This is a genomic window from Pyxidicoccus sp. M6, from assembly GCF_055568925.1.
Genome location: NZ_CM145714.1, coordinates 11,323,244 through 11,336,181 on the forward strand (window position 1 = coordinate 11,323,244; position 12,938 = coordinate 11,336,181).

Genomic DNA, 12,938 nt, shown 5'->3' on the forward strand with positions numbered 1-12,938 from the left:
TGCGCGAGAGTCTCCGCGCGGAACAGGCGTGCAATCTCCCCGCCCCCCATGCGTACAGGACTCACAAGCCGCTGCGCGTCCCCCGCGACGGCCCGGCGGCGAACCGGGCATCCCCCCACCCTCACATCCTCTCAGAGGTCTTCAATGCCATCGTGGTCCACCCTGTCCCGAGCGCTCACCGCCGCGGCGCTCGTCCCCACCCTCGCGCTGGCCGCGCCCGCGCCGAAGGCCACCCCGCCCTCCACGAAGCCCCCCGCCGAGCGCGTCACGCCGCGCCCGTCGAAGCAGTACACCGTCGAGCAGTTCATGAAGACGACGAGCGTGCGCGGCGCGTCCTTCTCCCCCGACGAGAAGAAGATCCTCTTCTCGTCCAACCAGACCGGCATCTACAACCTCTTCTCCGTGCCGGTGACGGGCGGCAAGCCCACGCAGCTCACGCACTCCACCACGGACACCACCTGGGCCGTGGGCTACTTCCCGAAGGACGAGCGCATCCTCTTCGAGCGTGACAAGGGCGGCAACGAGCTGTCCCACCTCTACGTGCGCACGCCGGACGGCAAGGAGAAGGACCTGACGCCGGGCGAGAAGCACGTCGCCAGCTTCGTCGGGTGGAGCCACGACGACTCCGCCTTCTACGTGCTCACCAACGAGCGCGACCCGCGCTTCATGGACCTGTACCGCTACGACGCGAAGACGTACGCGCGCACGCTGCTCTTCCAGAACGACGACGCCTATGACGTGAACGACGTGTCTCCGGACGAGAAGTGGGTGGCGCTCGGAAAGACGCGCACCACCGCCGATAGCGACGTCCACCTCTACAACGTGGCCACGAAGGAGCTGAAGCACCTCACGCCGCACAAGGGCTCGGCGGCGTGGAAGGTCGCCACCTTCTCCCCGGACTCCACCGCGCTGTACCTCCTCACCGACGAGGGCTCGGAGTTCAACCGCGCCGTCCGCTACGTGCTGGCCACCGGGAAGACGGAGGAGGTGGAGAAGGCGGACTGGGACGTCATGTACACGTTCTTCTCCCGCAACGGCGCGTGGCGCGTCACCGGCGTCAACGAGGACGCCCGCACCGTCATCCGCATCCATGACGTGAAGGCCGGCAAGCCGCTCGCCCTGCCGCAGCTCCCCGAGGGCGACCTCACCGGCGTGGTGATTTCCCGCAGCGAGAAGCGGATGACCTTCTTCGTGAAGGGGGACCGCGCGCCCACGGACCTCTACGTCTACGACTTCGGCACCAAGAAGCTCACGCGGCTGACGGACACGCTCAACCCCGAAATCGACGCGAAGGACCTGGTGGACTCGCAGGTGGTGCGCTTCAAGTCCTTCGACGGGCTGGAGATTCCGAACATCCTCTACAAGCCGCACCAGGCCACGCCGGAGAACAAACTGCCCGCGCTCGTCTACGTGCACGGCGGGCCGGGTGGGCAGACGCGCAAGGGCTACAACCCGCTCTTCCAGTACCTCGTCAACCACGGCTACGTGGTGCTGGGCATCAACAACCGCGGCAGCTCCGGCTACGGCAAGACGTTCTTCACCGCGGATGACCAGAAGCACGGCAAGGAGCCGCTCCAGGACTGCCTGGAGGCGAAGAAGTACCTGGCCAGCCTGCCGTACGTGGATGGCTCGCGCATCGGCATCATCGGCGGCAGCTACGGCGGCTACATGACGCTGGCGGCGCTGGCCTTCCACCCGGACAGCTTCAACGTGGGCGTGGACATCTTCGGCGTGTCCAACTGGCTGCGCACGCTGAAGAACGTGCCGCCCTACTGGGAGTCCTTCCGCGAGGCGCTGTACCAGGAGATGGGCAACCCGGAGACGCAGGAGGAGATGCTCCGCGCCGTCTCGCCCCTCTTCCACGCGGAGAAGATTCGCAAGCCGCTGCTCGTCATCCAGGGTGCCAATGACCCGCGCGTGCTGAAGGTGGAGTCGGACGAAATCGTCCAGGCCGTGAAGAAGAACAACGTCCCCGTCGAGTACGTCGTCTTCCCCGACGAGGGCCACGGCTTCACCAAGAAGAAGAACGAAATCGAGGCGTACTCGCGCACGCGCGCCTTCCTGGACCAGTACCTCAAGGCCCAGGCGACGAACTGAGCGCGCGAAGGTGCCCTTTCACCGCAGCCGGAAGGGCACCTTCACCACGCGGTAGACGGCGATGGGCCGGCCATCCAGCAGGGCCGGCTCGTAGCGCCAGGCGCTCACCGCGCGCACCGCCGCGGAGACGAAGGGCTCCTCGCCGCGCAGCACGGTGACGTCGCGCACCAGCCCCGTCTCGGTGACGACCACCTTGAGCACCACCTGTCCCTCCTTCCCGGCCGAGCGCGCGGCCTGGGGGAACTCGGGAGGCAGGTTGGAGGCGAGCTCCACCGGAGGCTTCGCGTCCTCCGGTAGCTGGATGGGGCCGGACGGACGCGCCGGCCTTGCCACCGCCTGCTTCTCCACGGTGCCGCTCGCGGGCTTCACCGGGGAAGGCATCTCCATCGGCGTCGGCGCGCTCAGCAACTCCGGCGCGCTCAGGCCTGGCTCTCCCACGGTGGACTCACGGGAGGACGCGGACGCAACCTGGAGCCGGCTCCCTCCGCCGCGCTGGCGCTGCATGCGCTGGGTGAAGTGCACCTCGCCCGAGCCGCCCGCCACCACGCGGTCCGTCGCATAGCCGTCCAGCATGAAGGTGAGCTCCGCGGAGGCCACGCCGTCCGCGCCCGGTGGCACCTCCAGCACCAGCGGCGTGACGCCGCGCTCCTGTCCCTTCCAGAAGACACGCGCACCCGCGGGCTCGCTGGAGACGCGGAAGCGCACCGGCGCGCGGGCCGTCTCGGCGGGTGTCGCCGCGGGCGCGGGCGCGGCGGCCTCGGGAGCCGTCGTCACCGGTGCCACCGGCGTGGGAGCTCCGCGCGTGCCCAGCACGTACGCGCCCACGATGCCCAGGCCCACGAGCGCCAGCACGGCCACGGCCACCCACGGCGCGCCCACGCCCACGCGCTGGGGCTGAAGCGAGGGCCCCTCGTCCACGCTGATGTCCAGCACCATGGTGCCCTGCGGCTGCGACTGGGGCCCGGTGGACAGCGCGGCGTGCGGCGCGCTCACGGGGCCGCTCACCGCCTGACCGGCGGCGGAGCGCAGCGCGTCCAGCACCTCGTCCATGTTGGCGTAGCGGTGCTCGGGCAACTTCTCCAGGCAGCGGCGCACCACGGCCTCCACCGCCTCGGGGATGACGAGGTCCGTGCGCAGCGCGCGGAAGTGCGGCGGCGTCTCCTTGTGGTGCGCGAAGATGAGCTCCAGCGCGTCCTTCGACACGAAGGGCGGCCGCCCCACCAGCGCGTGGTAGAGGAGCACGCCCAGCGAGTAGATGTCGCTGCGCGCGTCCGCCACGTTGCGCGCCTGCTCCGGCGCCATGTACGTGGGCGAGCCGAGGAAGGTGCCGCCCTGGGTGATTTCCGGCACGGACAGGCGGCCCTCCTGCGCGACGAAGGACTTCACCAGGCCGAAGTCCAGCACCTTCACGTGGCCGCCCTCGGCGCCGCCCTCCTCCGCCACCAGCATGACGTTGGCGGGCTTCAAGTCACGGTGCACCACGCCCAGCCGGTGCGCCTCGCGCAGCGAGCGGCAGATGCCCTGCGCCACGTCCACCGCGCGCGCCCACGGCAGCGGGCCGGACGCGAGGTGCTCCGCCAGCGTGCGCCCCTCCAGCAGCTCCATGGCGATATAGAACGTCCCGTCCTCCGTCTTCCCGTAGTCGATGACGGTGACGGTGTTCGGGTGCCGCAGCTTCGCGGTGACGCTCGCCTCCAGGAGGAAGCGGCGCTGGAAGTCCGGGTCCAGCGTCGTGGAGAACGCGGGGCTCAGCACCTTGAGCGCCACCACGCGCTCCAGCGGCAGTTGCAGCGCGCGGTACACGCGCCCCATGCCGCCGGCGCCCAGCGGCTCCAGCACCTTGAAGCGGCCGTGGAGCACCTGCCCCAACAACGCGTCGGCGGAAGGGTCCACGACGACGCTGGGAGACGCACGCGAGTCTGTCTGCATGGCGATGACCTCGGGGGGCACCGTCGCACGCGGCTGTCACGGAGCGGTCGAGCGAGCGTCACGACGGAGCCAATACGGCGCAACATGGCGCCCCAAAACACCGGCGCGGCGGGTGGAGGCCTCTCTTTCGAGACCCCACCCGCCGCGCCTGTCACTGCATGGCGCGGGCGCGAGCCGGCCGCCCGCGCGCGCTCATTCGTGGATCAGGACCGGAGCGGACTGACGGCCTCCGGGCACTTCCAGTACGTGTACTCGCAGGTGGCCTTCGTCTCGTCGCAAGGCACCTGGATGATGGTGATGAGCTCGCACGGGTGACGCGGAATTTCCGAGTCACTCGCGCTGCGCGTGGTCGCGCCCGTCGCGCGGCCTCCGCGGCCCTTCCGCGAAGCCCCGCGCGAGTCGGGACGCGACTCCTGCGGTGAAGCCACCGGCGCCGACAGCGCCTCCGGCGGCAGCCCCGGAGCGGCGCCCAGCACCGCACCCAGGACGTACAGCTTCGTGTTCATGAGACCCCCTTACCGGCACCTTCCGCCGCCACGCCCCTTCGGCGCGGCGGTACCGGGGCAGCCGGAATGACGGTGGTACCACCCAGGTCTGACATTCCCCGTACTCCCGGACAGGGCAGGCGGCCCACCCTCCAGGGAGGATGTGCGGTCGTCGAGTATCGGATTGTCGCCGGCTGCGGCTAGGATGGCGCGCCCGTCCGGAGCCGTCACCGCATATGCCATTCCAGATTGTCGTCCACGCGCAGGACCGCATCCTCGAGGTCGTCTATCCGCCGCAGGTCACCGCGGAGGACCTTTCCGAGTACCTGGCCGAGGTGAAGAAGGCCATGGCCTCCTTCGACGGAGAGTGGTCCGCGCTGGTGGATCAGTCCCAGCTGCGGGTGATGCCGGGGGACGTGGTGAGCGCCATGGCGAGCCTCAACGCCTACGCGCAGCTCCACGGGATGAATCGCTCCGCGCGCGTCGTCATCGACCCACCCTCGGGCCTCCAGGCCTGGCGCATGACGAAGCGGGCCATGCTCACCATCCCCACGCGCACCTTCGAGACGCGCGGCGAGGCGCTGGCGTGGCTGAAGAACCCCGACGCCGACTGAAGCACCGCCTCGCCTGGGGGCTCACTGACGGCCGCTTCCTGTTTCGCCTATAGTGTGGCCTGCCTGCCGTTCAGGCGGGCCTCCCTCTTCATCGCCCGTCCCCACCAGGAGTGGTCGTTCCATGCCTCGTTCCCTGTCCTCCGCCCGAGGGAAGCTGCTCGGCGCGCTGCTGTGTACCCTTGCCGTCGCGGCCTGCGGCCCCACTCCGGAGCCCGCGCCGTCCACCCCATCCACGGGTGAGGGACAGCAGCAGCCCGTCGTCTACGGCACGGACAACCGCACGGACGTGTATGCGCACGCGGACGCCACCCTGCGCGACCGCGCCCAGCAGTCCACCGTGGCGCTGATCAGCTCGGGGAAGATCAATACGTCCAACCCCAACAACGTCACCTTCACCGCGCCCACGCTGAAGAGCTACTACAACCTCTGCTCCACCGAGCGCTTCCTGAATGACCTGACGCCGGCGTTCTGCTCGGGCACGCTCATCGACGACGACCTGGTGCTCACCGCGGGCCACTGCGTCACCAGCGCGTCCTCGTGCTCCAGCACGCGCTTCGTCTTCAAGTTCTACCGCACGTCCGCCACCACGATGGAGACGGTGACGACGGCGGACATCTTCTCGTGCAAGTCCATCGTCGCGCGCCTGCAGGACACGGTGAATGGCCGCAAACTGGACTACGCCGTCCTCCGGCTGGACCGCGCGGCCACGCCGCGCTTCACGCCCGCCCCCATCCGCGCGGGCAACAGCGCGCTGCCCGCGGGCACCAGCGTGACGGTGATTGGCTCCGGCAGCGGCATCCCCTTCAAGATTGACTCGGGCGGCGCGGTGCGCGACCCGCGCGCCGGCACGCTGGACTACTTCGTGGCCAACACGGACACCTTCGGCGGCAACTCCGGCTCCGGCGTGTACGAGAACCCGGGCTACACCGTGGCCGGCATCCTGGTGCGCGGCGACACGGACTACGTCGCCAACGGGAGCTGCAACATCGTCAACGTGTGCTCGGAGACGGGCTGCGGCGGCGAGGAAATCACCTACGTGCGCCCCGCCATCGACGCGTACTGCGCGGTGGCCACCAGCACGCGGCTGTGCAACAGCGCGCCGCCGCCCGTGACGAGCAGCTTCACGTACACGGCCACCAACACCAGCAACGCCACGGTCAACACCACCAACAAGGTGGTGGCCCTCACCGCGGGGCAGAAGCTCACCCTGGGCACGTGCGGCGCCACGGGCGCGAGCTTCACCGGGGACACGTACCTGCGCCTGTACGGGCCGGCAGGCGCCCAGGTGGCGTCCAATGACGACGCCTGCGGAGGCGTGGGCTCCAGCCTGAGCTTCACCGCCACCACGGCCGGCAACTACGAAATCCGCGCGGGCTGCTACAGCAGCGGAAGCTGCGGCGGCACCGTGTCGTACACGGTGGAGGGAGGCAGCGCGGCGCCCACCAGCGGATCGTTCTCCTTCAACGCCACCAACACCAGCGACGCCCAGCAGAACACCGTCAACCGCGACGTCCCGCTCACCGCCGGCCAGAGCATTGCCTTCGGCACCTGCACGGTGTCCGGCGCCTCCGGTACTGGCGACACGATTCTGCGCCTGTACAACGCCGCCGGGCAGCAGGTGGTGTTCAACGACGACTCCGCCGCCTGCGGCCTGCTGTCGTACGCCACGTACACCGTGCCCACGGGCGCGGGCGGCACGTACCAGATTCGCGCCGGCTGCGCTGACACCTCGAGCTGCAGCGGCACCGTGGCCTGGACGCTCCAGTAGCCACATCAGTCACGTGAGTGCGCGCGACGGCGGGTGGCCAGCTCCTGGCCCCCGCCGTTCGTGTTCGTGGAGTCCGGGCCCTGTCAGGTACCCAACGCAGGGCTCCGCCCCCAGGGGTTGCGGCGCCTCCGCGCCATTCATATACCCGGTTGCATGCGAGCAAGTCCCTGCCCGCCCGGTCAGTCTCCGAGCGTCCAAGGCGAGCGCGTGAACGTTGCGCCTCCCGGACGTGTTGGCTGAGTCCATCCAACCGAGGAGGAGCTCCTTGCGCCGGTTCCAGGACCCGCTTCCGTTCGAGGAATTGTCTCACGACGACGCGCTCGTGCTGCTGGAGGTCGTACGGGAGCTCGCCCACCTCCGGGAGCTCGAGGACATCATGGCGCTGGTGCGTCGCGCGGCCCGCCAGTTGAGCGGTGCGGATGGCGTCACCTTCGTGCTGCGCGAGGGCGAGCATGTGCACTACGCGGACGAGGAGGCCATCGCTCCGCTGTGGAAGGGGCGGCGCTTCCCCATCACCGAGTGCATCTCCGGCTGGGTGATGCTGAACCGCGCGCCGGCCGTCGTGGAGGACATCTATGCGGACAAGCGCGTGCCCGCCGCCGCGTACCGCGCCACGTTCGTGAAGAGCCTGGCCATGGTGCCCATCCGCCGCGCGGACCCCATCGGCTCCATTGGTGCGTACTGGGCGGAGCGCACCACGCCGGGCACGCGGCAGGTGGCGCTGCTGCAGGCCCTGGCGGACTCGGCGGCGGTGGCGGTGGAGAACGGGCGCCTCTACGAGGCCGAGCGCACCGCGCGCCGCGCGGCGGAGTCCGAGACGCGGCTGCGCAAGGAATTGCTGGCCATGGTGTCCCACGATTTGCGCAACCCGCTCAGCGTCATCACCATGACGACGTCGCTGCTGGCGCCGCTGTTGGCCCCGCTCAACGGGCGCGCGCGAAACCACCTGGACACCATCAACCGCTCGACGCTGCGCATGGAGCGGCTCATCCATGACCTGCTGGACTTCGCGGCCATCGAGGCCGGGGCGTTCCGGCTGGCGCCGGAGCCGCTGACGGTGAGCACGCTGATGGAGCAGGCCGCGGAGCTGAGGCCGCTGGCGCACGAGCGCGGCATCGACCTGGAGCTGCGGCCGCCGGAGCGGGACATCTCCGTGCGGTGTGACGCGGACCGCATCCACCAGGTGTTCTCCAACCTCGTGGGCAATGCGGTGCGCTTCACGCCCTCGGGAGGCGTCATCCAGCTCGCGGCCGCGGTGCGGGAGGACGTGGTGGAGGTGAGCGTGTCGGACACGGGGACGGGGATTGAGCCGGACGTGCTGCCCGTGCTGTTCGACCGCATGCAGCGCCCGCCCGCGCGCACGCCCGGCGGCGGCGTGGGGCTGGGGCTGTCCATCACGCGTGGAATCATCGAGGCGCATGGCGGCTCCCTCACGGTGGTGAGCGAGGTGGGCCGGGGCACGACGTTCACATTCACATTGCCCGTGGCTTGAGGCCGCAGCTCGAGCCCCCGCTCCCACGCCCGGAAGGTATCCAGGCAGGCTTCGAAGACACCCACCCGGACAGGGCCCGCTCCCCCGCCCGGGCGGCCCCGGAGTGCCATTCATAGGTTCATGGTCCGAAGCAGGGGGCCGGGCGTGGACCCAACGCGACAGCGACAGCTCTGGCGCAGGGCGGGACGGCTGCCGCGAGCCGCCGTGGCCCTCGTGCTCCCCCTCTGCGCCATCGTGCTGGCCGGCTGGGCGCTCTGGGGCCGGGACGTGCTCACCTCCACCCTTCCCGGCGTGCCCGCCATGGTGCCCGCCTCCGCCACCTGCCTGATGCTCACGGCCGTGGCCACCGCGTGGCTGCTGAAGGGCAGCCCCACCCGCCACTGGCTCGCCGGTGTCGCCGCGGCGCTGGTGACCGCCGCGAGCCTCCTCACCCTCCTGTCGTATTTCTGGTACCCGAACGCCGTGCAGCTCCCCGGCCTGCTCACGGGACGCCGCATGTCGCCCCACACCGCGTCCACGCTGACGCTGCTCGGCCTGTCGCTGCTCATCGTGGACCGCCGGGGACTCGGCGCGGCGCGCTCGCAGCTCCTCGCCCTGGCCGCCATGCTCATCCCCCTCACGGTGCTGCTGGGCTATGCCTTCGCGGAGCACCGCATCTACCGCCTGGGCGGCGGCATCGGCGCCGCGCCCCACAACGCCGCGGCACAGCTCGTCCTGGCCATTGGCATCGTCTTCCTGCGCCCGGACCAGGGCCTCGTGGCCACCGTGACGTCCGTCGCGGCCGGCGGCGTCATGGCGCGCCGGCTGCTCTTCGCGGGCCTGCTGCCGCTGGCCGTAGGCGTGCTCGTCGACGTGGGCGTGCGGCGGGGGCACGTGGAGGCGCGGCTTGCCTGGCCCCTCTTCGCCATGACGATGATGGTGGCGCTGACGGCCGTGGTGTGGCGGGCCGCGCGGGAGAGCAACCGCCTGCACCAGGAGCAGGTCCGCGCCTGGAAGCAGGCGGGCGAGGAGGCCGAGCTCCAGCGCAGTCTCGCCGCGGAGAACGCACGCCTCGCCCAGGCCGCCGAGGCCGCCGCGCGCGAGCGCGAGGACGTGCTCGCCATCGTCTCCCACGACTTGAAGAACCCGCTGGCCACCATGCGCCTGAGCGCCGCGGTGCTCCAGCAGAAGCTCACCCGGCTGCCCGGCGGCGACGCCCTGGTGTGCCGCGTGGCCGCCATGGACCGGGCCGCGGTGCACATGCTCGGCCTCATCACCCGGCTGCTGGACGCCGCCCGCCTGGACGCGGGCCAGCCGCTGGCCGTGGAGCCACGGCCGGAGCCCGTGGGCGAAGTCATCGGCGAGGCGCTGGCCCTCATCGAGCCCCAGGCCACGCGCCGGGAGCTGCGGCTGGTGCACCACCTGACACCGGGCCTGGTGGCCCTGTGCGACCGCGAACGCATCCTCCAGGTCCTCGCCAACCTGCTGGGCAACGCGGTGAAGTTCACGCCCGCGGGCGGCACCGTGACGGTGGAGGCCCGCGTCGAGGCCGGCGAGGCCCGCATCATGGTGCGCGACACCGGCCCGGGCATTCCCGAGGACGAGCAGCCCCGCCTCTTCGAGCGCCACTGGCAGTCCCGGAGCACCGCCCGCCAGGGCAGCGGCCTGGGCCTCTACATCGCCCGGGGGCTGGTGGAGGCCCACGGCGGCCGGCTCTGGGTGGAGAGCGTCACCGGCTCCGGCAGCACCTTCACCTTCACCCTCCCCCTGCCACCCGGGCGGCGGCTCCCTCACCCCACGCTTGACAGCCCTGGAGCCGAGGTCTAACGCAAAGCGACATGAACACTGCCCGGTTCCCCTCACCGACGCGTCCCATCGCCAACACGGGCCCCTTCCGGGCCCTGCTGCTGGAGAACATCCACCCGTCCGCGGAGGAGATGCTGGCCGCCGAGGGCTTCCAGGTGGAGCGCACCTCCTCCGCCCTCAAGCCGGAGGAGCTGGCCGAGCGCCTGAAGGGCGTGCACCTGCTGGGCATCCGCAGCAAGACGACGGTGCCCGCCGCCGCGCTGACGCACGCGGAGAATCTCCTGGCCATCGGCGCCTTCTGCATCGGCACCAACCAGATTGAGCTGACGGCGGCCAACACCCACGGCATCCCCGTGTTCAACGCGCCCTTCAGCAACACGCGCAGCGTGGCGGAGATGGTGCTCGCGGAAGTCGTCGTGCTGACGCGCCAGCTCTTCGACCGCAGCCGCGAGGTGCACGCCGGCCAGTGGCGCAAGGTGGCCACCGGCAGCCACGAGGTGCGCGGCAAGACGCTGGGCATCATCGGCTACGGCCACATCGGCTCGCAGCTCGGCGTGCTGGCCGAGTCGCTCGGCATGCGCGTGCTGTACTTCGACGTGATGACGAAGCTGCCGCTGGGCAACTCGCAGGCGGCCAACACGCTGGACGAGCTGCTCGCGGTGTCGGACTTCGTCACGCTGCACGTGCCGGCGCTGCCGTCCACGCACATGATGATGGGCGCGGACCAGATTGCGCGGATGAAGAAGGGCGCGTGCCTCATCAACGCCAGCCGCGGCACGGTGGTGGACATCCCCGCGCTGGCGAAGGCGCTGCGCTCCAAGCACCTGGGTGGCGCCGCGGTGGACGTCTACCCGGAGGAGCCGGAGAGCAACTCGGACGGCTTCGTCACCGAGCTGCAGGGCCTGCCCAACGTGGTGCTCACGCCGCACATCGGCGGCTCCACGGAAGAGGCGCAGGCCTCCATCGGCAAGGAGGTGGCCACCAGCCTCCTCAAGTTCTACAAGGCCGGCGCCACGACGGGCGCGGTGAACTTCCCCAACATCGAGGCGCCGCTCATCCCCGGCACGCACCGCATCCTCAACGTGCACCGCAACATCCCCGGCGTGCTCCGTGACATCAACCGCATCGTCTCGGACCTCAACGCCAACATCCACGCCCAGGTGCTCAGCACGGACGCCAACATCGGCTACCTCGTCATGGACCTGGACCAGGACGTGTCCCAGCCCGTGTGCGACGCCATCGCCGGGCTGACGACGGACATCAAGACGCGCATCGTGTCCTGATGTCCCGAGGCACGCGCCTCACGCGTCGATGACCTTCCCGGGGTTGAGGATGCCCTGGGGGTCCAGCGTCTTCTTCAGCGCGCGGAGCAGCTCCAGCTCCGCGGGCGAGCGCGAGTAGCCGAGGTAGTCCTTCTTCAACAAGCCGATACCGTGCTCGGCGGAGATGCTGCCGCCGTGCTTCTTCACCAGCTCGAACATGGTGGGGTCCGCCTGCTTCGTGCGGGAGAGGAACTCGGCCTTCTCCATGTCGTCCGGCTTCATGATGTTGACGTGCAGGTTGCCGTCACCGATGTGGCCGAAGAGGCAGATTTCCCAGCCCGGGTAGCGCGCGGAGAAGACGGACTCCAGCTCCGCGCAGAAGTCCTCCAGCCCCGCCACCGGCAAGGAGATGTCGTTCTTGTGCGGCAGGCCGGTGGCGGACAGGCTCTCGCTGATGCCCTCGCGCAGGGCCCAGAGCTCCGCCGCCTGCGCCGCGCCCTGGGCCTGGGTGCCATCCGTCACGAGGCCCCGCTCGAAGAGCGAGGCCAGCCACGCCTCCACCGCCGCCGAGTCTCGCGGCTCCGCCTCCAGCAGCACGTAGCAGCCGCTGGACGCGTCGAACGGGGAGCGCAGCTTGCGGTGGCGCTGCAGGCGCGCGAGGCACTTGTCGGTGAAGAACTCGTACGCGGAGATGCCGAAGGACGTCTGCTGGCGCGCGTCGCGGAACAGCCGCAGCACCGCGGCCACGTCCGGCACCGCGAAGAGGAACACGTCCAGCTTGCCGGGCAGCTGCGTCAGCTTGAGGGTGGCCTCGGTGATGACGCCCAGCGTGCCCTCGCTGCCGATGAAGAGCTGCCGCAAGTCCGTGCCGGTGTTGTTCTTCTCAAGCGCGCCGTTGAGCTCCAGCACCTGGCCCTGCGCGGTGACGACCTGCAGGCCCAGCACCCACTGGCGGGTGAGGCCGTACTTGATGACCTTCACGCCGCCCGCGTTGGTGGCGATGTTGCCGCCCACGGTGCTGGAGCCCTTGGAGGCGAAGTCCACCGGCCAGGTGAGGCCGTGCTCGGCGCAGTGGTGGTGCACGGCCTCCGTCACCGCGCCCGCCTGCACGCGCACCGTGTTGCCGAGCAGGTCCACCGGGCCCAGGCGGGCCATGCGCTGGAGGGACAGCACCACCTCGCCCCGGGCCGCCACCGCGCCGCCCGCCAGGCCCGTGCGGCCTCCGGAGGGCACCACCGCCACGCGGTGCTGGTTGCACAGCGCCAGCAGGCGGGACACCTCGTCCGTGCTTCGCGGCCGCACCACGGCGCTGGGGGCCGGCGTATAGACGCGCGTCCAGTCGCGGCCGAACTCCTGCAGCTCGCCCGGCTCCCGGGTGAGGAAGTCCGGAGGGAAGCCCTCGGCGATGGCGCGGAGGAAGTCAGCGGGGAGCTCGGAGGAGGACATGCCTCTAGGCGTATTGCAGGGGCCCCGACATGACAAGCGGATGGCGCGCCGTTCCGCCGT

The 12,938-nt window shown here is 70.5% G+C and carries 9 protein-coding genes; 6 read left to right on the top strand and 3 right to left on the bottom strand.

Annotated features, from left to right (window positions below):
- The first annotated feature begins 144 nt into the window (after window positions 1-144).
- Window positions 145-2,097, top strand: a complete 1,953-nt coding sequence (locus tag ACVTJA_RS44435) for an alpha/beta hydrolase family protein (protein WP_465829862.1) — start codon at window positions 145-147, stop codon at window positions 2,095-2,097.
- A gap of 18 nt (window positions 2,098-2,115) precedes the next feature.
- Here the strand turns inward: ACVTJA_RS44435 and ACVTJA_RS44440 are convergent, their stop codons facing one another.
- On the bottom strand, window positions 2,116-4,026 hold the full coding sequence (locus tag ACVTJA_RS44440; RefSeq protein ID WP_465829864.1) for a TonB family protein: 1,911 nt from the start codon (window positions 4,024-4,026) through the stop codon (window positions 2,116-2,118).
- Window positions 4,027-4,229: 203 nt separating this feature from the next.
- A complete protein-coding gene (locus ACVTJA_RS44445; protein ID WP_465829866.1) occupies window positions 4,230-4,532 on the bottom strand; it encodes a hypothetical protein in 303 nt (100 codons plus the stop codon).
- A 215-nt stretch (window positions 4,533-4,747) separates the two neighbouring features.
- Here ACVTJA_RS44445 and ACVTJA_RS44450 point away from each other — a divergent pair, with 215 nt between their 5' ends.
- From ACVTJA_RS44450 to serA, 5 genes are all read left to right on the top strand, one after another.
- A complete protein-coding gene (locus tag ACVTJA_RS44450; protein WP_465829868.1) occupies window positions 4,748-5,125 on the top strand; it encodes a SpoIIAA family protein in 378 nt (125 codons plus the stop codon).
- Between the two features lie 121 nt (window positions 5,126-5,246).
- Window positions 5,247-6,893, top strand: a complete 1,647-nt coding sequence (locus ACVTJA_RS44455) for a trypsin-like serine peptidase (RefSeq protein WP_465829869.1) — start codon at window positions 5,247-5,249, stop codon at window positions 6,891-6,893.
- A gap of 265 nt (window positions 6,894-7,158) precedes the next feature.
- A complete protein-coding gene (locus ACVTJA_RS44460; protein WP_465829871.1) occupies window positions 7,159-8,385 on the top strand; it encodes a sensor histidine kinase in 1,227 nt (408 codons plus the stop codon).
- A gap of 144 nt (window positions 8,386-8,529) precedes the next feature.
- Window positions 8,530-10,191: a sensor histidine kinase gene (locus tag ACVTJA_RS44465; protein ID WP_465829873.1), complete on the top strand. Its 1,662-nt coding sequence runs from the start codon at window positions 8,530-8,532 to the stop codon at window positions 10,189-10,191.
- Window positions 10,192-10,202: 11 nt separating this feature from the next.
- Window positions 10,203-11,453 carry a phosphoglycerate dehydrogenase gene (gene serA, locus ACVTJA_RS44470; protein ID WP_465829875.1) on the top strand — a complete coding sequence of 417 codons (1,251 nt, stop codon included), beginning with the start codon at window positions 10,203-10,205 and terminating at the stop codon, window positions 11,451-11,453.
- A gap of 18 nt (window positions 11,454-11,471) precedes the next feature.
- Here serA and ACVTJA_RS44475 read toward each other — a convergent pair whose 3' ends face one another.
- Window positions 11,472-12,878, bottom strand: coding sequence for an FAD-binding oxidoreductase (locus ACVTJA_RS44475; protein ID WP_465829877.1), 1,407 nt, complete (start codon window positions 12,876-12,878; stop codon window positions 11,472-11,474).
- Window positions 12,879-12,938 lie beyond the last annotated feature (60 nt).